The sequence below is a fragment of the Streptomyces sp. S.PB5 genome (assembly GCF_030403745.1).
Lineage (GTDB): Bacteria > Actinomycetota > Actinomycetes > Streptomycetales > Streptomycetaceae > Streptomyces.
Genome location: NZ_JAQMWP010000022.1, coordinates 17,821 through 41,828, shown reverse-complemented (window position 1 = coordinate 41,828; position 24,008 = coordinate 17,821). Strand labels below are relative to the sequence as shown.

The window sequence follows — 24,008 nt, the reverse complement described above, 5'->3', positions numbered from 1 at the left end:
GCCTAGCTCTCCCAGGCGGGGCGCTGGGTCTTGAACTGGCTGAAGATCTTCTCGAAGACCTCGTCGCCCGCGCCCTTCTGTTCGGCGTTGGCGCTGGCGGACATCATCTGGAGGAGTTCGCGGAACGGGAAGCCGTGGATGGTGGCGTTGAACTTCGGCGCGAACGCCCGCAGGACCTGCTCACCGGTGTCGGTGATCCCGCCGACGCCGATCGCGTAGAGGCGGAAGCGGCGGGCCTGCTGCTCGTCGGCGAGCACGGGGACAAGGCGGTGCCAGGAGTCGGTGCGGCGGCCGGTGGCGTCGGTGGGGATGCCGTCGGTGACCAGGCAGATCTGCGGGCGGTAGTACTGCAGTCCGGAGGCGCGGAGTTCGGCCTTGCGGGCGGCGACGATGTGCATCGACAGCTCCAGGGCCTCCGTCATCAGCGTCACGCCGGCGGCGGCGAGCTGCGGCGGGTGGAACGCGTGCGCGGGGACGAACGGGCTCACGGGGGTACCGGGCGCGAGGGGTTGGGGCCCCCGCCACGCTGCGACACCCTGCCCGCCGAAGGTGACGACGGCGACCTCGACGCTGTAGCTCAGCGCCACGTCGTCGTGCAGCTCGCGCGTCCACTCCACGAGGGCGTTGTTGAGGGTCTGGATCGGCGGGCCCGCCATGGAGCTCGATGTGTCGAGGCACAGCACCAGCGGCAGCCGCTGGGCGTTGTTCTCGAACTCGATGTCGGCGTACTCCGCCGGCAGAGTGGGCGAGTATTCGCTGGACATGGGCTTCTCCTGGTGGAGCGGCGGTACCTGGGTCAACGGGCGTGAGCGTGACGCCCAGCGGCGGGCGGAAAGGCGTACAGGAGGTCTTGGTCCGGCCCGTCGGCGACATCCACCCGTGAACCGGGCGGGGGCGCCGCCTGCCCGGGCTCGGCCCACACCGCCCGGTACAGGACCCGGTCGAGCTCGACGTATCCCTGCGGGTGCAGATCGGTACGGACGACGGCGGGGTGGGTGGGGCCGGTACGGGTGGCGGAGCGGGCGCGGGGGATACGGGCGGGGGTGGTGCGGAGGGCGCGGGTGGGTTCGTCGGCGATGCGGGCGGTGGACGCGGTGGCGGGGGCGGTGCGGGTGCGGCGTACGACGAGGACGAAGACGGTGAGGAGGAGGGCGAGCAGCGTGGCGGTGGCGGGGAGGAGCCACTTCTCGAAGTCGCTGCCCTTGTTCTCGGCCGCGTCCGCGACATAGGAGCGGTGCTCGATGACCCGGCGGCTGCTGATCAACTCCTGGCCGGAGACCGGGTCCTGCTTACCGTTCTGGACGACCAGGTCGTCGCACAGGGACTTCCGCGGCTCCGTGCAGAAGGTGGTCAGCTCGTCGTGGGTGCTCTGTTGCAACCGGTCGATCCGGGCGTCCGGATCGACGAGCCGGTTCTCCCGCTTCGCCAGGATGAGGAGCACGGTTCCGCCCTCGCCGGTGGAGACACCGGCCGGCACCTGGACCGCCAGTTTGTCGCTGTGCTCCTCGATCGTCTTGATGATCTTCGCACGCGTCTCCTTGTCGCCTTCGAGCGGCAACGCGCGGTCGAGGCTGAGGGTGACGGGATCGTCGTCGAGCCGCCCCGTCCAGCACTTCAGCCGGTCGGAGAGGTTCCCCTCTTCGCACGGAGCCGCCGCCGCGGGAACCGCCGGCAGCAAAGCGAACAGAATTCCGAGAAAGACGACGACACGCAGCACTCGCCCCATGGGCACCCCCGTGGCCCGAATAAGACCCGTGCTCATAGTGGAGCAACTGACCCGCTCCGGAAAGGGGTTTACGCAATCACACGTCCCCCTTCTACAACTGGAACACCTGATGGCAACGGGTGAACATCTGTCGCGCCCGTTCCACCCAATCGCTGGCCAAAGCATCGAAGTCCGTCTGCGTGACCCGGCAGGTCAGCGGCAGATCGCACACCCCCGCGAGACACGGCCGCGGCCCCCGCACATCCCACACGGAAAGCATGGGATTCAGCTGTTCGGTATTCCAAGCGTTCGACGCCGCCGCGGCCAGCGCCAGTTGATCCTGGCGCAGGAAATTCCCGTCGGTGACGAAGGCGACGAGCAGCCGCTTGGTGGTCATGAATCTGACCGTGAGCATGCGCCCCGTGTCCTCCAGATCGAATTGCAGGGACACCGAATCGGTGTCGGTCACGATATGGAGATTCCGCCCGGCCCCCCAGTTCCGCACCAACTGCCGCCAGTGCGTGCCGATTTCGTGCGCCGGGCCGATCGAGGACTCAGACAGTGCCACGGCCCACCGCCCGCGCGACCATCGCATCGGTCAGACCGGCGTCCAGCAGCGCCTGGGCGTGCAGCATCAGACAGGACGGCACGGAGACACTCGAGCCCGCCTTCCGCCGGGCGTTGAGCTCGCTCACCCGGATCTCGATGGTCCGCCGCACCTTCGGCGGGGGCCACGAGGGCGCGGACTCCGGGGCCTGCTCCAGCAGTTCGGCCAGCAGCTCGCCCAGCCGAGGCCGCTCCTCGGGCCGCTTGGCGAGGCACCGCGCGATCAGCGGGCGCATGCCGGGCGGTACGCCGTCGAAGTCCGGTTCGCCGAAGACGACCTGGTAGCGCACCGCCTCCCCCGTGCCGTGCGGCGGATGTCCCGACAGGGCGTACACCAGCACCCCGCCGAGGGAGAACACATCGCTCTCCGGCCCGACCCGCGCCCCCTTCATCTGCTCCGGAGACATGAACGGCGGCGTCCCGACGATGAGTCCGACCTGGGTGAGGCTGGGCGCCCCGTCCACGCGGGAGATCCCGAAGTCGATGACGCGGGGTCCGTCGGAGGCGAGCAGCACGTTGGACGGTTTGAGGTCCCGGTGCACCACCCCCGCGTGGTGCACCGCCTGCAGCGCCTCGACGAGGAACGCGCCGAGCCGTCGTACCTGCTCCTCGGGCAGTGGCCCGTCCGTGCGGACCGCCTCCGCGAGGGACGGTCCGGGCACGTACATCGTGGCCAGCCAGGGCAGTTCGGCCTCGGTGTCGGCGTCGATCACCGCCGCGGTGTAGGCGCCGCTGACGACCCGGGCGGCCGCGACCTCGCGCGCGAACCGTTCCCGGAACTCGGGTTCGGCGGCGAGTTCGGGGCGCACCACCTTCACCGCCACCTCGCGCCCGGCGGGCGAACGCCCGAGATACACCCAGCCCATGCCGCCGGAACCGAGCCGCCCCACGATTCGGTAGGGCCCCACCTTCAAAGGGTCGCTGACCGGTGTGCGCACCCCGCTCACCTCATTTCGGGGTTCGTTGCAGGATGTCCTGAGTGTCCCGCGAAATCCCCGTCCGCACACCGAAAAGGACGAAGGCCCGGCATCGCCTCCCGTCGGGGCGGACGGGACGCGACGCCGGGCCCATGGCTCCGCACGCCGTTGTACGGAACCTCGTCGGCATCACACCGCGGCCGGCCGTGACGATCGCTGGTCAGGGCACATCCCAAACCGGCCGCGGAGTCTTACGGGTGATCCTTCGCAGGGACCGGCGGGATCAGCCGAGGCGCTCCACCAGCGCCCGGTACTCGTCCCACAGCTCCTTCGGGGTGTGCTCACCGAAGGTGTTGAGGTGCTCGGGGACGAGCGCGGCCTCCTCGCGCCAGACCTCCTTGTCGACGGTGAGGAGGAAGTCCAGGTCGGACTCGGAGAGTTCGAGGCCCTTGGTGTCCAGCGCACCCTTGGCGGGGAGTACGCCGATCGGGGTCTTGACGCCCTCGGCCTTGCCGTCGAGGCGCTCCACGATCCACTTCAGGACGCGGCTGTTCTCGCCGAAGCCGGGCCAGACGAACTTGCCCTCGTCGTTCTTGCGGAACCAGTTGACGTAGTAGATCTTCGGGAGCTTCGAGGCGTCCTTGTCCTTGGCGACGTCGACCCAGTGGCCCATGTAGTCGCCCATGTTGTAGCCGCAGAACGGCAGCATGGCGAAGGGGTCGCGGCGCAGCTCGCCGACCTTGCCCTCGGCGGCGGCGGTCTTCTCGGAGGCCACGTTGGCGCCGAGGAAGACGCCGTGGTTCCAGTCGAAGGACTCCGTCACCAGCGGTACGGCGGTGGCGCGGCGGCCGCCGAAGAGGATCGCGGAGATCGGCACGCCCTTGGGGTCCTCCCACTCGTGCGCGATGATCGGGCACTGCGAGGCGGGGACGGTGAAGCGGGCGTTGGGGTGGGCGGCCGGGGTCTCGCTGTCCGGCGTCCAGTCGTTGCCCTTCCAGTCGGTGAGGTGGGCGGGAGTCTCCTCCGTCATGCCCTCCCACCAGATGTCGTTGTCGTCGGTCAGCGCCACGTTGGTGAAGACCGAGTTGCCCCACAGGGTCTTCATCGCGTTGGCGTTGGTGTGCTCACCGGTGCCGGGCGCGACGCCGAAGAAGCCGGCCTCGGGGTTGATCGCGTACAGACGGCCGTCCTCGCCGAAGCGCATCCAGGCGATGTCGTCGCCGATCGTCTCGACGGTCCAGCCGGAGATCGTGGGCTCCAGCATCGCGAGGTTGGTCTTGCCGCAGGCGGACGGGAAGGCGGCGGCGACGTACTTGGGCGCGCCCTGCGGCGGGGTGAGCTTGAGGATCAGCATGTGCTCGGCGAGCCAGCCCTCGTCGCGGGCCATGACGGAGGCGATGCGCAGGGCGTAGCACTTCTTGCCGAGCAGGGCGTTGCCGCCGTAGCCGGAGCCGTAGGACCAGATCTCGCGGCTCTCGGGGAAGTGCGAGATGTACTTCGTGCTGTTGCACGGCCACGGGACGTCCGCCTCGCCCTCCGCGAGGGGCGCGCCGAGGGTGTGCACGGCCTTGACGAAGAAGCCGTCGGAGCCGAGCTCGTCGAGGACCGGCTGGCCCATACGGGTCATGGTGCGCATGGAGACGGCGACGTAGGCCGAGTCGGTGATCTCGACGCCGATGGCGGAGAGGTCGGAGCCGAGGGGGCCCATGCAGAACGGGACGACGTACATCGTCCGGCCCTTCATCGAGCCGCGGAAGACACCGTTCTCGCCCTGGAAGATGTCCCGCATCTCGGCGGGGGCCTTCCAGTGGTTGGTCGGGCCCGCGTCCTCCTCCTTCTCGGAGCAGATGAAGGTGCGGTCCTCGACGCGCGCGACGTCGGTCGGGTCGGAGGCCGCGTAGTAGGAGTTGGGGCGCTTGATCGGGTCGAGCTTCTTGAAGGTGCCCTTCGCGACGAGCTCCTCGCACAGGCGCTCGTACTCGGACTCGGATCCGTCACACCAGACCACGTTGTCCGGCTGGGTCAGCTCTGCGATCTCGTTCACCCACGAGATCAGTTCCTGGTGCTTGGTGGGGATGACGGGGGGAGCCGCGATGTCGCGCGCCACGATTGCTCCTAGGTGAGGGATTTTTTGTTGGAGGCCCCGTGGGGGCTGCGGCCCGGATGCTTCATGAGGGATCTCCTGGCGCTCATCCGGTGCCGACCGCACTCATCTGATCATCCGTCCCGAGTGCCCATCTGTCCAGAAGGCCTCACACTTGAGCGGAGTGAGGATTGCCACGTGACTGCGTGTCGTCAGGGTGTTGCCAACCGTGCACTTTGGATTCGCTTGACGATTCCTTGACCCCCGCCCGAAGCGTCAACTCCCGTGAGATGATGGCCACTCTCGTCCGGTATTCAGGCTGCACTCATCCGCAACTTACGGTTCCGTAGGTACGATGCCGGACATGACTGCGTCCGCCTCCGACACGCCTCTGGACTCGCCCGCCACCGGCCGCCGTCCCGTCGCGCTCTCCCTGTCGCAAGAGATCAAGCCCAAGCTCCGGGGCTGGCTGCATCTCGGCATGTTCCCGGCCGTGCTCATCTCCGGCCTGGTGCTCACCGCCCTCGCCGACTCCAGCCGGGGCCGCATCGCCTGCGGAATCTTCGCCCTGACGGCCTGCCTGCTGTTCGGCGTCAGCGCCCTGTACCACCGCGGCAACTGGAGCCCGCGCATGGACGGCGTGCTGCGCCGACTGGATCACGCCAACATCTTTCTGATCATCGCCGGCACCTACACCCCGCTGACCCTGCTCCTCCTGCCGGGCGCCAAGGGGCAGTGGCTGCTGTGGGGCATCTGGGGTGCCGCGCTGGCCGGAATCATCTTCCGGGTGTTCTGGGTGGGCGCCCCGCGCTGGCTCTACACCCCCTGCTACATCGCGATGGGCTGGGCGGCGGTCTTCTTCCTCCCGGACTTCATGCGCACCGGCGGTATCGCGGTCCTGGTCCTGGTGATCGTCGGCGGTCTGCTCTACAGCGCGGGCGGCGTGATCTACGGCCTCAAGCGCCCGAACCCCTCCCCGCGCTTCTTCGGCTTCCACGAGGTCTTCCACTCGTTCACGCTGGCGGCGTTCACGGTCCACTACGTGGGGATCTCGCTGGTGGCGTACCAGCACGCATAACCGAAACACCGCTCTTCAGGGCCACGGCTTCAAGCCGTGGCCCTTTTTGGTGTGCGGGCAGCGTGCAGGCAGACACCAGTTGACAGGAACTACTTTTTGAGAGCTACTCTCATTTCATGGATACTTCCACTTCTGCCCCCGATCCCCGCCGCTGGTGGGCCCTCGGCGCCCTCGTCGCCAGCATGCTGACCCTCGGCTTCGACACCACGATCCTCAACGTCGCCCTGCCCACCATGGCCGCCGACCTCGGCGCCACCACCGGCGAACAGCAGTGGATGGCGGACGCGTACGTCATCGTCTTCGCCGCGCTGATGCTCCCCGCAGGCCTCCTCGGCGACCGCTTCGGCCGCCGCCGGATGCTGGTCACCGGGCTCGTCGTGTTCCTCGCCGGCTCCCTCTTCGGCGCGCTCGCCGGGGATGTGACCGCGGTGATCGCCGCCCGGGCCGCGATGGGCGTCGGCGCGGCCCTCATCACCCCGCTCGCACTCTCCGTGCTGCCCACGCTCTTCGCCCGCGACGAACAGCCGAAGGCGACCGCGATCGTCTCCGCCGCCTCCGCGCTCGGCCTGCCGCTCGGCCCGATCATCGGCGGCTGGCTGCTCAACCACTTCTGGTGGGGCTCGGTCTTCCTGGTCAACGTCCCGATGGCCGCACTCGGCATCGCCGCCTGCGTCTTCCTGCTCCCCGAGACCCGTGACCCCGCCTCCCCCAGGGTCGACACCATCGCCACCGCGCTCACCGCGACCGGACTCGGCGCCCTGATCTACGCGATCATCGAGGCGCCCACCCGCGGCTGGGGCGACACCCTGGTCCTCGCCATGTTCGCCGCCTCCGTCGCCCTGATCACCGCCCTGGTCCTGCGCGAGCGCCGGGCCGAGCGCCCCATGCTCGACATGACCCTCCTCGCCCACCGCGGCTTCCTCTTCAACACCGTCGCCGCGACCCTGGTGATGTTCGTCCTGTCAGGGCTGCTGTTCGTGCTGCCGCCCTACCTCCAGGCCGTCCTCGGCAACGACGCCCTCGGCACCGGCATCCGGCTGCTCCCGATGATGGGCGGCATCCTGCTCGCCTCCCGCACCGCCCCGCAGGCCGCGACCCGCTTCGGCGCCCGCGCCACGGTCAGCGCCGGCCTGGTCGTCCTCGCCTTCGCCGCGTTCCTGGCCAGCCGTACGACGGTGGACTCCGGCTACGGCTTCACCGCGCTGTGGCTCGCCATCACCGGCGTCGGCTTCGGCTTCTCCCTCATGCCCGCCATGGCCGGTGCCCTCGGTGCCCTGCCCCGCGACCGCGCCGGCAGCGGCTCCGGACTGCTGATGACGCTGCGCCAGGTCGGCGGCGCGATCGGTATCGCCCTGCTCGGCAGCCTCCTCGCGAGCACCTTCCGGGACCGGCTCGACGTCACCGGACTGCCCGCCCAGGCCGCCGACACCGCCGGGGAGTCCGTGGTCGCCGCCCACCTCGTCGCCGACAAGGCGGGCTCGGCGGAACTGCTCGCCTCCGCGAACAGCGCCTACGTCCACGGCATGGGCGTCGTCATGCTGGTGTGCGGCGCCGCCTCCCTCGTAGCGGCCCTGCTCGCGGCGGCGTTCCTGCCGGGCGCACGGAAGGACGACAAGAGCGCGGACACCCCGGACATGGCTGCCGAGCACGCCGATGCCTGACAATGAACCGCATGACACCCGCACGCCCCCTCCGCCTCGACGACGGCTCCCAGCTGGGACTTCGTGAGCGGAAGAAGATCAAGACCCGGACGGCGATCCGCGACGCGACGTACGCCCTGATCAAGGAGCAGGGCTACGACGCCACCACCGTCGAGCAGATCGCCGAGCGCGCCGAGGTGTCGCCGTCCACGGTCTTCCGCTACTTCCCGACCAAGGAGGACATCGTGCTCACGGACGAGTACGACCCGATCCTCCTCAAGGAACTGAGCGAGCGTCCGGCGGACGAGCCGTGGCCGGACTCGCTGCGGCACGTGATGAAGAAGGCCATCGTCTTCGGGCTCGAACAGGAACCCGAGGTCACCCGGCTGCGCTCACAGCTGCTCGTCCAGGTCCCCGCGGTCCGGTCGCGGATGCGGGAGCACATCGCGGTCACCAGCCGCATGCTCGCCGAGGGCGTCGCCCGGCGCACCGGCTGGGACAAGGACAGCCTGGAGGTCCGCGTCCACACGATGTCCCTCATCAGCGGCCTCGCGGAGATCTCCGAGTACTGGGCCGAGAACGACTTCCAGGACGACCTCGCCGACCTCGTCGACCGCACGATGGACGTCCTGGCACACGGCCTCCCCGTCCGGAAATCCTGAGGCCACGGGCCGCCCGCGTGACATCCTGACCGGGTGAACGGACCGGAGATCCACGTCGAATTCGCCCCCAGTCTGGCCCTGTTCGTCCCGCACGAACGCCGCCGGGGCGCCACCGCGCTCACCACCGACGGCGTCTCGACCCTCGGCCATGTCGTCGAGTCCCTCGGCGTCCCGCTGACCGAGGTCGGCACGCTCGTCGTGGACGGCCGCGAGGTCCCGAGGTCGTACGTCCCCGCCGCCGGCGACTCCGTGTCCGTACGGGACGTCGACCGCCCCCAGCGGGTGCCCGGCGCTCCCCTGCGCTTCCTCCTCGACGTCCACCTCGGCACCCTCGCCCGCCGGCTGCGGCTGCTCGGCGTGGACACCGCGTACGAGTCGACGGACCTCGGGGACCCGGCCCTCGCCGCGCTCTCCGCCGCCGAGCGGCGGGTCATGCTCAGCCGCGACCGCGGCCTGCTGCGCCGCCGCGAACTGTGGTCAGGGGCCTACGTCTACAGCACCCGCCCCGAGGACCAACTCCGGGACATCCTCGATCGGTTCAGGCCCGAGCTGAAGCCCTGGACGCGCTGCACCGCCTGCAACGGACTGCTCCGCCAGGCCACCAAGGAGGAGGTCGCCGACCAGCTGGCGGGCGGCACACACCGGTCGTACGACGTGTTCGCGCAGTGCACGGACTGCGGGCGCGCGTACTGGAAGGGCGCGCACCACGAACAGCTGGAAGCCATCGTGGAGCGCGCCCTGGCGGAGTTCGCCGGTTAACCCTTCCTCAAGTCCGCCTTTCCGCAGGCGATTCCGTCCCCGTTGCGGTCCAGCCGCAGCGGGTCGTCCTTGCCGTTGACCTTCAGGCGGCCGTAGTCGTTCTTCTTCAGCCAGTCGCAGCGGGCCTTGGTGGTGGCCTTCACGGTCGGCGGGAAGTCGGTCGGCACGCAGACGTTGATCGAGCCGTAGTGCCGGTCGCAGCCGGAGACCGTGGGGCTGACCTGCTGCGAGGTCCGCTTCTTGCCGGGCTTGGTCACCTTGCCGGAGAGGTCGTCGGCGAAGTCGTGGACGTGCGCCGAGGGGGCTTCTCCGGAGGTCGCGTTCAGGGCCGAAGGCCCTTGCAGATGAACCCACTTGGCGACCGACGGCACCCCGTTGGCATCGACCGCGAAGAGCATGTACCAGCCGGGCGGGGCCAGGTTGGGGTTGCTCGTCACGTTCAGGTCGACGTTGTTGCCGTCCACCGACAGCGGCAGGTCCACGAACCGCTGGTTCGGGTCCGAGGAGTGCGTGACCGCGGCCGGACGGATCAACTCGGCCTTGGCGATGGGCCGGTCGACGGTGATCCGCTGGGTGTCGCCGTAGGTCCACTCGGTGTCGATGACCGAGGTGATCGACGGACGCGTGCCCTTGAAGAGATAGGGCGGGGTGTAGATCGACACGTTGTGGTTCCAGGTGCCGTTGCCCGGGTTGTCACCGGTGGTCATCACCCGGCCGTCGGGCAGCAGGAACGCCGAGGAGTGGTAGCCGCGGGCCTGGGGGTCGGCGGCCACCGGGTCGAAGGTGCCGGTCTCCGGGTCGTAGAGCGAGGACTCGAAGACCGGATCGGCCCGGTTGTGCAGCGCGCCGCCCGTCTCCAGCACCTTGCCGTCCGGCAGCAGTACGGCGGAGACGTACATCTTGCCCTGGTTGCCGGTCTGGGGGACCTTGCCGTTGCCGAGGTCGACCGTGCCCTGCGGGATCGGCGGACCGGCGACATACGACGGATTGGCCTGCTTGAGGTCGATGACGTCGGTGAGCCGGTTGCCGTCCGGGTTGGAGTCGATGTTGCCGCCGCCGAGGGTGAGGACCCTCTGGTCCTGCGCCGGCGGCAGCAGCACGCTCGCGGACTGGTCGCGCTCGTCCTTGTTCTGCAGGCCCGGCACCTGGGTGACGGTGTTGGCGTTGTAGTCGTAGATCGCGGAGCCGGTGCCCGGGATGTTGTTGCCGAAGACATGGCTGCCCGAGTAGAAGAGCCGCCCGTCCTGCATCAGGATCATCGACGGGTACAGACCCCAGTACGACCAGGTCTGGTTGACCTTCCAGAGCTCCAGCCACTTCTTCTCGGCGTCCGACCACAGCTCGGCGGTCACCGAACCGGTGGAGTCCTCGCGCAGCCCGCCGAACGAGATGACGTCACCGTTGCCGAGGATCGTCGCCGACGGATACCAGTGGCCGTCGTTCATGTCGTTGGTCTTGCTGTAGGTCTCGGTGACCGGGTCGAAGATGTACGAGTCCTTGTACCCCTCGTAGCCGTGCCCGCCGGGGACCGGGTACGCCTTGTTCCCGCTCATCACCAGCACGCGCCCGTCCTGGAGCTGGACGTGCCCGGCGCAGAACATGTCCTTCGGGGTGGGGACGATCTTGTAGGTGCCGGTGGCCGGGTTGTAGACGGCCGAGGTGAAGGTGCCCGCGTTGAACTGCTCCTCGCTGTTGCCGGAGCCCGCGATCAGCAGCACCTTGCCGTTGTTGAGGACGACGGAGTGCATGGAGCGGACCGGGTTCTGCGTGGGCAGCACGTCCCAGCGGCCGTTGGCGCACTGATCGGGCGTGCCGGTGCACTGCGCGGGCGGGAGCGGGTCGGCGACCTGTTCCATCGTGTAGTCGTCGGTGGTCGCGGAGCCGGTGCCGTACACGGAGACGCCCCAGGAGATCCGGTCGGTGCCGGTGGGCACTTCCGGGGTGCGGACCGTGGCCTCGGTCCAACCGCCCGCCATCGGCAGTGTCTTGAGGTCGGTCCAGTACTGCCAGCCCGCCGTCGTGTCGTGCCGGAAGACCGTGATGGAGGTGTCCGGGGTGGTCGACTTGTACCAGAGCCCCAGGTCGTACTGCTTGCCCACGGTGACGTTCGGCGCGCACGTCGCGGACTCGGTGATCAGCGCCTTGCGGTCGCCGTCGACCCGGCGGGTCAGCTCGACCTTCATGGCCTTGGAGCCGGAGTGGGCGTCCGAGGTGTGGGTGAACGTGAAGTCGTTGTCGCCCCAGCCGGACTTCTCCCAGCAGTACGGCATGCCGTCGGTGCCGGCGGTCTCGAAGCCCGGGTTCTTGATGAGGTTGGCGGCGGAGGCGGACTGGGGCGTGGAGAGGAGCAGCCCCGCGGTGAGGGCGCCCACCCCCAGCAAGGCGGTTCTTCTACGGTGTCGGCTCACACGGCTCTCCTTGCTGTACGACTTGCTGCACGACGTGCTGTACGGCTTGCGGTACGCCCCCTGCGGGGCAGATAGACCAGCGCCTCGGTCCCTACGAAGCGCAGGACGAACGTCGTCACCAGCGCGAGCGCGGTGGCGGACAGCACACCCATCCCGAACCGGTGCACGAACAGCGCGATCAGCGGGATCCGCAGCACCAGATCCGCGTTGGCGAGCAGCGCGAACCGTCCTGCGCGGTCCCACCAGCGCCGGTGGAAACGGCGGTCGCGGAACAGCAGATGCTCGATGAGCAGGAAGTTCCAGGCGACACCGAGCTGGTTGGCGAGGATCTCGGCCGGTACGTAGTGCATGCCGAGGAGGGTCAGGACGTACAGACCGAGCAGGTTGGGCACGAAGCCGGTCGCGCCGATCAGCCCGAAGCCGACCATGCGCGCGACCGGCGAGGCCGTGCGCAGACCCACCAGGTGGCGCAGGAAGCGGAAGCCCTCCTGGGCGCTGGACTTGGACTCGCCCGCGAACCGGTCCTGGAAGACGAAGGGCACCTCGGTGACCGCACGGGGGCGGCTGCGGACGGCGAGTTCGAGGAGGATCTTGTAGCCGAGGGGCTTGAGGGCGTCGGCCGTGATGTCGCTGCGCCGGATCGCGAAGAAGCCGCTCATCGGGTCGCTGATGCCGTGCAGCCGGCGCGGGAACAGGGACTTCGTCAGCCAGGTCGCCCCACGGGACACTGCCACCCGGTAACTCCCGGCGAGCCCGGCCCGGCTGCCGCCCTTGATGTACCGGGAGGCGACCACGAGCCCGGCGTTCGCCCGCTCCCCCGTCGCCACCAACTCCGGCACCAGGGACGGTGGATGCTGGCAGTCGCCGTCCATGACGACGATCCAGTCGGACGTCGCCGCCTTCATCCCCTCCACGACCGCCCCGCCGAGCCCGCCGACCGGCTCCTCCCGGTGCAGCACGGTCACCGGGAACGGGCAGTCCTTCGCGGCCTCCTGGATGACCTCGGGGGTGTCGTCGGTGGAGTCGTCGACGAAGACGACCTCACAGGGCAGCCGCGTCGGCACCGACTCGGTGATCTGGCGCAGCAGTTGGCGGATGTTCGCGGACTCGTTGAACGTCGGGACGACGATGGTGACCGCGCCCGGCTCGGGGATCTCGGTCGGCCGTACGTCCGGGACGGGAGCGGTGTACTCGTGGGTCATCGGGCGCCTCCGGAGGCCGTTTCGATCTGCCGGATCTCGATCCGGTCCGCGCCGGTGCCGAAGACGGCGACCGGTGTCGAGTGCTGGATGGCCGCCTTCACGTTCGGCAGATCGGCCGCGTCGCGCCGTACGGTCGGGGAGGCCACGACATAGTCGAGGTCCTTCCAGCCGCGAGGCATCGTCTTGGTCACCGCCGGGTCGAGATCGGCCTTGTAGAACCAGATGACGCCGAGCCCGGGCCGGTACCCGGCGTGCACCAGGTCCAGCCACAGCGCGTCGTCCACGAGTACCCGTGTCCGCCCCGGGTCCTCCACCTCGGTCGCCAGCCACTTGGAGGCCGCCTGGTAAGGCGCGTTGGCGTCGGCGGTCACGGCGGTGCGGTCACCGTCGTACCAGCGCGGTACGACATAGGCGCCCGCGGAGATCGCGAGGACGGCGGCGAGGGCGTACCGGCCGCCCTGGTGCAGCCGGCGGCTCTTGTGCAGGACGGCGTGGGCGACGGAGGCGGTGCCTCCGGCGAGGACCAGCGCCAGGAAGGGCAGTGCCTGGATGACGTACATCGCGGGCAGATAGCCGTTGGGGCGCAGGGCGAGCGCGGCGAGGATCGCGACCGTCAGGGCCGGTCCGGCCAGCGCGCGGGCGGTGACCGACCAGCGCCAGGTGGCGAGCAGGAGCAGCGCGCCGAAGAGTCCGCCGAGGGGCAGGACACGGTCGTAGTAGAGCCAGGACTGCAGGACGCCGTACGAGCCCGATCCCTGGTCGAGGATGAAGCCCGAACCGGGCCTGGTCATCTGGTACTTGACGCCGTCCCAGAGCGAGACATGGCCGCCGCCCGGCAGCAACTCGCCCTTGAGCAGGGCGAACAGGGGGTAGGCGAAGCCGATCAGGGTGCATGCCGTGATCGCGCCGGTGAGGGCGAACTTGCGGGTGTCCTTGTGGCTGTGGCGCCACATGGTGAGCAGGAGTGCTGGCAGGACGACGAGCATCGTCTCCTTGGTGAGCACCGCCGTCGCGGCCGCGATGCCCGCCCCGAAGTGGTGCCAGAGATGACGGCTCGGGGAGGCGGCGAGGGTGAACGCCAGGAGCGTCCACATCACCGCGAGGTTGTCGAGGAAGATCTCCCGCTGCAGGACGACGGAGAGCGGGGAGAGGCCGAACAGGGCCATGCCGAGCCCGGCCGCCCAGCGCGGCAGGGAGAGACGGCGGCCGAGCACGTATACGAGGACCGCGCTGATCCCGCTGATCAGCAGCATGACGGCGCGCATCGAGCCGACGGTCATCGACTCGGGGCTCAGCAGCTTCGGTATCCAGGTCAGGACGGCTATCTGGATCCAGCCGAGCGGCGGGTGGTCGTACCAGTAGGTGTAGTGGGCGAGGCCCCTGCCCTCCTGGACGGCCCAGGCCTGGGCGAGGTAGGTGCCCTCGTCGTCGCTGAGGGTCGGGTAGTCGGCGATGTTCCAGCCCTGGACGGTGAGGATCGCGATGAGAAGCGCGCCGCACAGGAGGAGGTCGGGCCGTCTCGACGGGCGTGTTCGGTCGGTCGAACCGGTTTCAGACACAGGCTGCCGCTGCGCGGGGACCTTGGCAGTGGTCACCGCGGGGAGGGTGGAGGTCACGCAGGGACGTCCTCTCGGATCGCCGGGGTCTTGTTCAGATGCGCACCGACATGAGTGGTCAACTCCCAGTCGTTCCGGCCGCGTTGTTCGCGCCATACGGCGCGGACGGCGGCCCCGGCGAGGAGCACCTGGTAGAAGGGGCCGCCCACGATGAGCTTGAGGTAGTGGACGAAGCGGACGCGAAGGCCGTACTGCTTGCCGAAGTCGTGCAGTCCGACGATCTCGAAGACGAACGTGACGAGCGCGGTGACGGCCGGCAGGAAGGTGATGAAGGCGATGCCGACAGGCACGTCGAGGAAGAGCGCGACCGCCGCGTTGAGCGGGATGATGACGCCGGTGAAGGCCTGCATGAACGGCGTCATGAGGGTGTACCGGGCGAGCAACCGCTGGCTGAATCCGGGGAGTTGCTTCCAGTCCTTCTTCCGGTAGACCTGCAGGAACCCCTGGTTCCAGCGGGTCCGCTGCTTGAGCAGGGACATCAGCGAGCCCGGGGTCTCCTCGCGGGTCACCATGTCGGAGTCGTAGGCGACGACGACCTTCTTCCCGACGGACGACAGCCGGACGCCCAGGTCGCAGTCCTCGGCGAGGCAGTCGGGATCCCAGCCGTCGGCTTCCCTGAGGGTGTCCGTCCGTACGAAGACGGTGTTGCCGCCGAGCGGGATGAACCCCTTCTGCGCGTGCAGATGGAGCCGCGACCGGAACCAGAAGAAGTACTCCAGGCAGTTGCGCAGGCTGTACCAGCTGGAGTGGAAGTTGATGAGCTGCACCCCGCCCTGGACGACATCGGCGCCGGTGGTCCGGAACGCGTGGTCGACATGCGCGAGCAGCTCGGGGTGCACCTGGTCCTCGGCGTCGAAGACCCCGACGACATCGCCGCGGCAGTGCGGCAGCGCCGTGTTCATGGCCTTCGGCTTGTTCTTCTTCTCGTGGGTGTCGACGACGACCCGGACGCGCGAGTCGCGAGCGGCGGCCCGCTCGGCGACCTCGGCGGTCTCCGGGTCGTCGTGCCCGACGATCACGATGATCTCGAAGTCGGTGTGGCTGGACTCCAGCAGCCGCTGGATGGTGTGGTCCAGCACGGCCTGTTCGTGCCGCGCGGGCAGCAGGAGCGAGAACGACACGTGCTCGCCCCCGTCCGGCCTGCTGAACCGGGTGGACGCGAGCACTTCGGGCGTACGCCACGCGTGCATCTGCCACCACAAGGTGAACGCCGCCATCCAGAACAAGGCCAGCGAGACAGCAGCAATAAGGACAGACGTCAACAAGAAAGATCCCCCCAGATCCCAAAGCCCCCTGTCGTGACAGCCGGGTCGCCGCTGTCACGTCACTGTGGAGAGGTTAGGGAAGATCTGTGAAGTGCGAGAGGTCTTCCGATAAATAGTATGTTTCGCGGGAGTGTGGTGACTTCTGGCGTTAACTTCGAGTTCAGCTGCTCAGCACCGTACTCAACCGATCAAGGTCGGTTGTCGGGGCGTCACACGTGAAGTTACGACAGACATACGCGGCCGGTTCACCACCGACGAGGGGCCGGTCGGCGAGCAGCGGCAGTTCATCGCTCCCCGGTGTACCGACCGCGACGACGGCACCAGGGGCGGTACCGAGAAGTGCCGTACGGTGCAGGGCCCTCGTCCCCGGGTCGTCGAGCGAGGGCCCGACGACCGCGACCTCCCGCGGCCCGTCGAGCAGCGCCTCCGCCACGGCGAGCCCCCACCCGATGAACCGCGGCACCCGCGGCCCGAGCGCCTTGACGACCCCCAACGCCCGTTCGGCGGCGGCACGATGAGGTTCGGCACCGGTCTGAGCGGCGTAGGAGAGCAGCGCCCCGGCGGCCGCGGTCCACCCCGAGGGGACGGCGTTGTCGGTGGGATCCTGGGGCCGGCGGATCAACTGCTCGGCGTCGGAGGCGGTGTCGAACAGCGCACCGGACTCCTCGTCCACGAACCGGGCGAGCACATGGTCGAGCAGGAACCCGGCGAACTCCAGCCAGACCCCCTCCCCGGTGACGGAGGCCAGCGCGAGGAACCCCTCCGCCACATCCGCGTAGTCCTCCAACACCCCCGCGTTGGCCCCGACATGACCGTCCTTGCTGGTACGCGAGAGCCGCGCCTGCTCATCCATGTGCAGCCGTACGAGGAGGTCGGCGGCCCCGACCGCGGCCTCGACGAGGTCGGGCCGGTCGAAGTAGGCCCCGGTCTCGGCGAGCGCGGCGATCGCGAGCCCGTTCCAGGCGGCGACCACCTTGTCGTCCCGGCCGGGGGCGGGGCGCCGACCACGGGCGTCGAGGAGCCGGGATCGTACGGACTCGATCTTCGCGGCGTCGAACACGCCCTCGTGCTGCGGAAGTTGGAGAACCGAGGCTCCTTCCTCGAAGGTCCCCTCCTCGGTGACACCGAAGTGGTGAGCGGCGAGCTCGGCGTCCTCGGCTCCGAGAACCTCGGTCAACTGCGCGGGCGTCCAGGCGTAGTAGGCCCCTTCGACATGCTTGCCGGTCCCGTCGTCGCTGTCGGCGTCGAGCGCGGAGGCGAAACCGCCCTCGTTGGTACGGAGTTCGCGGACCATGAAGTCGGCGGTCTCCAGGGCTACGCGGCGGGCCAGCTCGGAGCCGGTTGAGCGCCAGAGGTGGGCGTAGACGCGGCAGAGAAGGGCGTTGTCGTAGAGCATCTTCTCGAAATGCGGGACCACCCACTCCCGGTCGACGGAGTACCGCGCGAACCCGCCCCCGAGCTGGTCGTAGATCCCACCGCGAGCCATCCGCTCACAGGTGTCCTGCGCCATCTGCAGCGCGCCCTCGGAGCCGGTCCGCGCATGGTGGCGCAGCAGGAACTCGACGACCATGGACGGCGGGAACTTCGGCGCCCCGCCGAACCCGCCGCGCTGCGGGTCGTACTCCCGGGTGAGCCCGAGCAGTGCCGCCCCGAGCTCCTCCTGCCCCGGAGCCTGCGTGTCGCCGTAACCGATCTCCCGTCCCGCGAGATCCCGCACGATCTTCCCGGCGACCTCGGCGACCTCGTCGCGGCGGTCGGCCCAGGCGGTGCTCACGCCTTCCAGTACCTGCCGGAAGGAGGGCATGCCGTGCCGGGGCTCGGGCGGGAAGTACGTCCCGAAGTAGAAGGGCTCGGCGTCCGGGGTGAGGAACACCGTCATGGGCCAGCCGCCCTGCCCGGTGGCGGCCTGGACGGCCTCCATGTAGACGGCGTCGACGTCGGGGCGCTCCTCGCGGTCGACCTTGATGTTGACGAAGTGGGCGTTCATGTAGGTGGCGACTGCTTCGTCTTCGAAACTTTCCCGAGCTAGCACATGGCACCAATGGCAGCTGGAATACCCGACGCTCAGGTGCACCGGAACGTCTCGACGTCGTGCCTCAGCAAAGGCCGCTTCCGACCAGGGCCACCAGTCGACGGGGTTGTCGGCGTGCTGGAGGAGGTACGGGGACGTCTCATGCGCCAGTCGGTTCGGCATGCACCCCATCCTTGCGCACGTCGCAACGCACACGCACCCACGCCACCAGCATGCGTCACAGCCGGTGGAAGTACCGCTCGGCGACGGCATGACGAAACCCCCGGCGCCGAAAGGCGCCGGGGGTCCGCCGAAGAGAAGGAATCAGGCGCTGTAGGGCTCAGCCTTGAGGATCTTCACGGAAGCCTTCCTGCCGTTCGGCAGCTCGTACTCCGCGTCCTCGCCGACCTTGTGACCGATCACCCCGGAGCCCAGCGGGGACTGCGGCGAGTAGGTCTCGATCTCGGAGCTGGCGTACTCGCGAGAGGCCAGCAGGAAGGTCATCGTGTCGTCCTCGTCGCCGTCGAAGGCGATCGTCACGACCATGCCGGGCGCCACCGCACCATCGGCGGACGCCGGGGCCTCGCCGACCTTGGCCTTCTCCAGGAGCTGGGTCAGCTGGCGGATACGGAGCTCCTGCTTGCCCTGCTCCTCCTTGGCCGCGTGGTAACCGCCGTTCTCGCGCAGGTCGCCCTCCTCGCGCGCGGCCGCGATCTTCGCGGTGACTTCCTCGCGCGCGGGACCAGACAGGTACGCCAGCTCTTCCTTGAGCTTGGTGTACGCCTCCTGCGTAAGCCAGGTGACGTCTTCGCTGGTCTGGGTCACAGGTGCTCCTCGTAGGTACTGGGAATACAAAGCATCGCCCTACCCAGAAGAATGTTCCTTCACGGATGGGCGAAACCACGAGCCTAACAATTCAGCGGCCGTAGGGGGAGGACATAAGCCATCAGAATTACGTCAATGCAGGTCAGCGCCTACGTAATGAGGATGACGTCAGTCGGCGTGACAGCCCAGGAGCTCGGCCGTGGTGCCCGGTGACGTCGTGCGCAGGGTGACGACCTTGTCGATGCGGGTGGCGTCCCCGTCGAAGCGGAAGTCGGCCCGGCCGACCTCGGCGCCGTTCTCCGCCTGGGAGCGGATCGTGCAGTAGCCGGAGGCGCCGGCGTCCTTGCGGACCTCCAGATGCACCTTCACCGAGTCCTGGCCCTGCTCGAAGGTGATGACCTCGGCGCTGATCTTGTTCTGGCCGACGTAGTGCCAGGCGAAATAACCCAGCAAGGCCAGGAACAGGGCCCCGAGCACGGCACCGGCGATCTTGAGCTTGTGGTCGGCGCGCTCGTCCGAGGAACGGCCGTATCGACCCTCGGGCAGCCTCGTGCTCGCCGTACTCATGATCGTCCTCCGGACCCCGGAATTATTCGCCCCCCGATTCGGTCACTATAGAAGCCGCCGATCGCCTCAGAAGACACCGGGGCGCCGACTTAACAAGGATTGAGTCTTGACTGACCAGCTGCGACTGATGGCCGTTCACGCCCACCCCGACGACGAGTCGAGCAAGGGCGCGGCCACCATGGCGAAGTACGTGTCCGAGGGGGTGGACGTGCTGGTCGTGACCTGCACGGGCGGGGAGCGCGGCTCCATCCTCAATCCGAAGCTGCAGGGCGACAAGTACATCGAGGAGCACATCCACGAGGTACGCAAGAAGGAGATGGACGAGGCCCGCGAGATCCTCGGCATCAAGCAGGAGTGGCTCGGCTTCGTCGACTCCGGCCTGCCCGAGGGCGACCCGCTGCCCCCGCTCCCCGAGGGCTGCTTCGCCCTGGAGGACGTCGACAAGGCCTCCGGTGAGCTCGTCCGGAAGATCCGCTCGTTCCGTCCCCAGGTCATCACGACGTACGACGAGAACGGCGGCTACCCGCACCCCGACCACATCATGACCCACAAGATCTCGATGGTGGCGTTCGAGGGCGCGGCGGACACCGAGAAGTACCCGGAGGCGGAGTTCGGCCCGGCGTACCAGCCGCAGAAGCTCTACTACAACCAGGGCTTCAACCGGCAGCGCACCGAGGCGCTGCACAACGCGATGCTGGAGCGGGGCCTGGAGTCGCCGTACGGGGAGTGGCTCAAGCGCTGGAACGAGATCGAGCGCACCGAGCGGACGCTGACCACGCACATCCCGTGCGCCGACTTCTACGAGATCCGCGACAAGGCGCTGATCGCGCACGCCACTCAGATCGACCCCGACGGCGGCTGGTTCAAGGTCCCGCTGGAGATCCAGAAGGAGGTCTGGCCGACGGAGGAGTACGAGCTCGCGAAGTCCCTCGTCGATACCTCCCTCCCCGAGGACGACCTCTTCGCGGGCATCCGGGACAATGCCTGACATGAGCGCAAGCGTGAGCCTGGCAATGACGCACTTCGCGACCCTCGCCAAGGAGGTGGACGAGGACAAGGTCACCCCCGGTGTCCTCGGTTTCATCGTCTTCGCGGTGATGGCGCTGGCGGTGTGGGGCCTGATGAAGTCCCTGAACCGGCAACTGGGCAGGGTCGACTTCAAGGAGTCCTCGGCCCCGGAGTCCGGGGCCGAGGAGTCCGCCGCCGACACCAAGGCCGCCGGATCCAAGGCCGCCCAGAGCTGACGCCCCGGGGTACGGCGGGGGTGGCCGGCGGTCAGCCCTTGGCCGGTACCGCCACCCCCATCACCTCCCGGGCATGCCGGTTCGGCACCATGCCGAGCCGCCAGGCCTGCCAGCCCGCCTCCAGGTTCACCCCGCGCTCCAGCAGAAGCTGGTACGCCTCGACGTAGTCGTCCAGCTTCTCGTCCCGCAGGGCATGGCCCGCGCGGGACAGCCGCGACAGTTCCTCCTGCGCCACGGCCGTACCGACCTCGACACCGCCCGGAGCCGCGTACGGCAGGAGGGTGCAGCGCAGGAAGCGGGCCCAGTCCTCGCCGCGGCGGTCGGCGTACGAGGTGAACAGGTCGAGCGCCTCGTCGCACAGGGTCAGCGCCTGCTGGGTGCGGGCGTTGCCGGCGTCCACGACCGCCAGTTCCAGGCAGGTCCACGCCTCGCCGTGGCCCACGCCGATGCGCTGGAAGTCCGCCCGGGCATCCACCAGGAGCTGGCGGGCGAAGCCCGAGTTGCGCAGCGAGCCCGTCTGGGCCGCCCGCTGGTCGCGGGTCACCCGGGCCGAGTGGTGCCGGGCGCAGGCCAGGCCGTAGACGTCGCGCATACGGGAGAACATCGTGCGCGAGCGCTCCAGTTCGCGGACCGCCAGATCCAGGTTGCCCGTCTCCTCCAGGGCCTGGCCCAGGTAGTACACCGTCCATGCCTCGCCGCGCGCGTCCTCGTTGTCGCGGTGCCGTGAGGCCGCCTGGCGCAGACCGTCCACCGCCGGAGAGGGGTCACCGGCGACCAGCCGGGCGCGGGCCAGCTGGGTCAGGGCCCAGGCCTCGCCGCGGGCGTCGCGGGTACGGCCGTACAGATCCAGGGCGGTGCGCAGCTCGGCCTCCGCGCGCGGGACGTCGCCCATGCGCAGACCCAGCTGGCCGAGCTGGAAGTGGGCCCAGGCCTCGCCGTGCACTGACTCGCCGGCGCGGTGCAGGACCAGGGACTGGGTGAGCAGCTCCAGGGCCTTCGCCACCCGCGCCCGGTCACGTTCCACCGCCGCCAGCGCGTGCATCGTCCAGGCGCGGTCCGTCGCCAGCTCGGGGACCGACTGCAGCTCCAGGGCCTCGTGGAGCTTCGTCGCGGCCTCCGTCAGATTGCCCTGGTGGTGCAGGGTGATGCCGAGCGAGCAGAGCGCGCGGGCCGTGCCCGCGTCGTGATGGGCCTCCATGTACAGCTCGACGACGGAGGTCAGGGTCGTACGGGCCTTGTCCAGCTCGCCCAGCTGACGGGCCGCGATGCCCGTGCGCCACTGCACCGAGCGGACCAGCAGACCCTGGTCCACGGCCTGCGCCAGCTCGCTGATCTCGCCCAGCCGGTAGAGGTCGCCACGCAGGAGGCAGTAGTCGCACAGGGCGCCCAGCAGATTCAGCACCGCACCCTGGTTGACGCCCTCCGCGTGCCGCAGGGTCGAGGTGATGAAGCTCGACTCGTCGTCGAGCCAGCGCAGCGCCTCGTCCAGGGAGGTGAAGCCGTGCGGGCTGAAGCGGTCCGAGCGGGTCGACATGTTCCCGTCGACCAGGCGCAGCACCGAGTCCGCGAGCTCGGCGTAGTTCACGATGAGACGTTCCTGCGCCGCCGTGCGCTCCGCCGGTTCCTCCTCGTCCAGGAGACGGGCCTGGGCGAAGGCGCGCACCAGGTCGTGCAGCCGGTACCGGTCGCCGCGGACCTGGTCGATCAGGCCCGCCCGGGCCAGCGCGACCAACTGCCGCCGCGCCTCCGCCTGATCGGTGGCGAGCAGGGCCGCGGCCGCCGCGGCACCCAGGGACGCCCGGCCCGCGAGCGCGAGGCGCCGCAGCAGCCGGCGGGCCGGGTCCGACTGGTCGGTGTAGCGCAGCCACAGCACCCGCTCGATCGGCTCGACCGGACCGTACGCACCCAGGTCCGAGGCCAGTGCGCGCGGTGAGCGGGGCCCGAGGGACGAGCCCGCGATCCGCAGCGCCAGCGGCAGCCCGCCGCACAACTCCCTGATCCGGTCCGTGGATTCGGCGTCGTACGGACCCGTCGCGTCCTGCGCGGCCGCGCCCAGCAGCTCCTCCGCGCCCGCCGCGTCCAGCGACTCGACCGGCAGCTGGTGCACCCACGCCGGCAGATCGGCGGGCAGGTCCAGAGCGGTGCGGGCGGTGACCAGGACCAGGCTGTCCGAGCGCTCCGGGACGAGCGTGCGAACCTGCTCGGGGTCGGAGGCGTCGTCGAGGACGATCGTCACCGGCAGCCCCGTCAGATGCTGGTGGTAGAGCTCGCCGAGCCGCTTGACCTGCTGGTCCGGCGAGGACCGCTCACGGAACAGCAGCTGCTCACGGGGCGCCCCCAGCCGGTTCAGCAGGTGCAGCAGCGCGTCCCGCGTCGACAGCGGCGAATCCTCCGGACTGTCGCCGCGCAGATCCACCACACACGCGCCACGGAAGTAGTCCTTCAGATCATGGGCCGCGTGCAGCGCGAGCGCCGAACGCCCGCTGCCGGACGGGCCGTGCAGTACGACGACGGTGGGCCGGGTCTCCGTACTGGCCCTGGCCGCCTGCACCCACTGCCGGATCCGCCCCAGCTCCTGCCGGCGCCCCGCGAACGCGGCCACCGGGTCGGGGAGTTGACCGAACGACTGCTGCAGCACACTCCGCCCGCGCGCCGCCGCGCTCTTGTCGGCCCCCTTCAGCCGCGGCCCCGTCTTCTTCGGCCCCGTCGAGGCGCTCAGCACCCGCTGCTGATCGAGGAACGGCCGGATGCCGCGCACCTCCAGGGCCGCCAGCCACGCCAGCCGCAACTGCTCGGGGCCGCCCGGCTGGCCCACCGCGCCCGCCTGATGATGCGCCGCCGGCAGATGCGCACCGGCGACCTTCACCACCGTCGCCGCGGCACCCGCCACTCCGACGGCCGCGCCGGCACCCAGCGCCGTGCCCGTGCCGGTCCCGAGCACCAGGTCGGTCACGACGGCCGCGAGCGCGGCGACTCCCGCGACCATCAGCGGAGTCCCGCCGCCCTCCTTCGCATACCGCTGCCCGAACGTCAGCTGCCCGGCCGCTGCTTCGTCCAGAGCGCGCGTATAGGCCTCGTACTCCTCCGCGGCGCTCTGCGCCATGGCATCCAGCGCACCCCGCCCCCGCGCCATCAGCACCGGCCCGTCGGTACGCCCGCCGGAGCGCCGCACCTCCTCCTCCACGGCCCGGGCCAACAGCCGCTCGGCGTCCACCCGATGGCTGTCCCGCATGTCCCGTCCCCCTCCGGTGACAACTCCTTTGCTTATGAGTGTCCTTCGGGAGGGGCGTGAGCGCGAGAGGGCCGCGATCACGACCGGTCGGGCACACGTTAACCAGGGGTGACGTTATTCCCGGGACCTGTGAGCCTCCTGTGAATCTTGAACTTTCAGCCTTCCAACCGCGCTGGGCGCCCTGGGAA

At 69.5% G+C, this 24,008-nt stretch carries 19 protein-coding genes; 6 read left to right on the top strand and 13 right to left on the bottom strand.

The window, feature by feature from the left end:
- Positions 1-2: 2 nt before the first annotated feature.
- From PH203_RS40860 to PH203_RS40840, 5 genes are all read right to left on the bottom strand, one after another.
- Positions 3-764, bottom strand: a complete 762-nt coding sequence (locus tag PH203_RS40860; RefSeq protein WP_289927077.1) for a hypothetical protein — start codon at positions 762-764, stop codon at positions 3-5.
- A 32-nt stretch (positions 765-796) separates the two neighbouring features.
- A complete protein-coding gene (locus tag PH203_RS40855; protein WP_289927076.1) occupies positions 797-1,726 on the bottom strand; it encodes a hypothetical protein in 930 nt (309 codons plus the stop codon).
- Positions 1,727-1,817: 91 nt separating this feature from the next.
- Positions 1,818-2,174, bottom strand: coding sequence for a hypothetical protein (locus PH203_RS40850; protein WP_289927074.1), 357 nt, complete (start codon positions 2,172-2,174; stop codon positions 1,818-1,820).
- Between the two features lie 85 nt (positions 2,175-2,259).
- Positions 2,260-3,219 carry a serine/threonine-protein kinase gene (locus PH203_RS40845; RefSeq protein WP_289927072.1) on the bottom strand — a complete coding sequence of 320 codons (960 nt, stop codon included), beginning with the start codon at positions 3,217-3,219 and terminating at the stop codon, positions 2,260-2,262.
- A gap of 292 nt (positions 3,220-3,511) precedes the next feature.
- A complete protein-coding gene (locus PH203_RS40840; RefSeq protein ID WP_289927070.1) occupies positions 3,512-5,335 on the bottom strand; it encodes a phosphoenolpyruvate carboxykinase (GTP) in 1,824 nt (607 codons plus the stop codon).
- A 340-nt stretch (positions 5,336-5,675) separates the two neighbouring features.
- On the opposite strand from PH203_RS40840, the gene PH203_RS40835 reads away from it, so the two are divergent.
- The 4 genes from PH203_RS40835 to PH203_RS40820 all read left to right on the top strand — a co-directional run bounded on the left by PH203_RS40835 (position 5,676) and on the right by PH203_RS40820 (position 9,450).
- Positions 5,676-6,389, top strand: coding sequence for a hemolysin III family protein (locus PH203_RS40835; protein ID WP_289927068.1), 714 nt, complete (start codon positions 5,676-5,678; stop codon positions 6,387-6,389).
- 116 nt (positions 6,390-6,505) lie between these two features.
- Positions 6,506-8,050, top strand: a complete 1,545-nt coding sequence (locus PH203_RS40830) for a DHA2 family efflux MFS transporter permease subunit (protein ID WP_289927066.1) — start codon at positions 6,506-6,508, stop codon at positions 8,048-8,050.
- A gap of 2 nt (positions 8,051-8,052) precedes the next feature.
- Complete coding sequence (locus PH203_RS40825) at positions 8,053-8,691, top strand: TetR family transcriptional regulator (RefSeq protein ID WP_289927064.1); 639 nt, start codon at positions 8,053-8,055, stop codon at positions 8,689-8,691.
- Between the two features lie 33 nt (positions 8,692-8,724).
- The gene (locus tag PH203_RS40820; protein ID WP_289927062.1) at positions 8,725-9,450 is read left to right on the top strand and encodes a Mut7-C RNAse domain-containing protein; all 726 of its coding nucleotides are present in this window, start codon (positions 8,725-8,727) and stop codon (positions 9,448-9,450) included.
- On the opposite strand, the gene PH203_RS40815 is transcribed toward PH203_RS40820, so the two are convergent.
- From PH203_RS40815 to PH203_RS40785, 7 genes are all read right to left on the bottom strand, one after another.
- Complete coding sequence (locus PH203_RS40815) at positions 9,447-11,858, bottom strand: galactose oxidase-like domain-containing protein (protein ID WP_289927061.1); 2,412 nt, start codon at positions 11,856-11,858, stop codon at positions 9,447-9,449. The two genes, PH203_RS40820 and PH203_RS40815, sit on opposite strands and share 4 nt — an antisense overlap.
- Positions 11,855-13,060, bottom strand: a complete 1,206-nt coding sequence (locus PH203_RS40810; RefSeq protein ID WP_289927059.1) for a glycosyltransferase family 2 protein — start codon at positions 13,058-13,060, stop codon at positions 11,855-11,857. The genes PH203_RS40815 and PH203_RS40810 overlap by 4 nt, the downstream gene beginning before the upstream one ends.
- The gene (locus PH203_RS40805) at positions 13,057-14,676 is read right to left on the bottom strand and encodes a phospholipid carrier-dependent glycosyltransferase (RefSeq protein ID WP_289927057.1); all 1,620 of its coding nucleotides are present in this window, start codon (positions 14,674-14,676) and stop codon (positions 13,057-13,059) included. Before PH203_RS40805 ends, PH203_RS40810 begins: the two co-directional genes overlap by 4 nt.
- Positions 14,673-15,941, bottom strand: a complete 1,269-nt coding sequence (locus PH203_RS40800; protein WP_289927055.1) for a glycosyltransferase — start codon at positions 15,939-15,941, stop codon at positions 14,673-14,675. The genes PH203_RS40805 and PH203_RS40800 overlap by 4 nt, the downstream gene beginning before the upstream one ends.
- Positions 15,942-16,101: 160 nt before the next feature.
- Positions 16,102-18,135, bottom strand: a complete 2,034-nt coding sequence (locus PH203_RS40795) for a thioredoxin domain-containing protein (RefSeq protein ID WP_289927052.1) — start codon at positions 18,133-18,135, stop codon at positions 16,102-16,104.
- Positions 18,136-18,276: 141 nt separating this feature from the next.
- Positions 18,277-18,777: a transcription elongation factor GreA gene (greA, locus tag PH203_RS40790; RefSeq protein ID WP_289927051.1), complete on the bottom strand. Its 501-nt coding sequence runs from the start codon at positions 18,775-18,777 to the stop codon at positions 18,277-18,279.
- 168 nt (positions 18,778-18,945) lie between these two features.
- The gene (locus PH203_RS40785; RefSeq protein WP_289927050.1) at positions 18,946-19,344 is read right to left on the bottom strand and encodes a DUF4307 domain-containing protein; all 399 of its coding nucleotides are present in this window, start codon (positions 19,342-19,344) and stop codon (positions 18,946-18,948) included.
- Positions 19,345-19,471: 127 nt separating this feature from the next.
- On the opposite strand from PH203_RS40785, the gene mca reads away from it, so the two are divergent.
- Both mca and PH203_RS40775 read left to right on the top strand, forming a co-directional pair.
- Complete coding sequence (gene mca / locus PH203_RS40780; RefSeq protein WP_289927227.1) at positions 19,472-20,332, top strand: mycothiol conjugate amidase Mca; 861 nt, start codon at positions 19,472-19,474, stop codon at positions 20,330-20,332.
- Entirely contained in the window at positions 20,325-20,588 is a 264-nt protein-coding gene (locus tag PH203_RS40775; protein ID WP_289927049.1) for a hypothetical protein, read from the top strand. Before mca ends, PH203_RS40775 begins: the two co-directional genes overlap by 8 nt.
- 31 nt (positions 20,589-20,619) lie before the next feature.
- Here PH203_RS40775 and PH203_RS40770 read toward each other — a convergent pair whose 3' ends face one another.
- A complete protein-coding gene (locus PH203_RS40770; RefSeq protein ID WP_289927048.1) occupies positions 20,620-23,820 on the bottom strand; it encodes a tetratricopeptide repeat protein in 3,201 nt (1,066 codons plus the stop codon).
- Between the last annotated feature and the right edge of the window lie 188 nt (positions 23,821-24,008).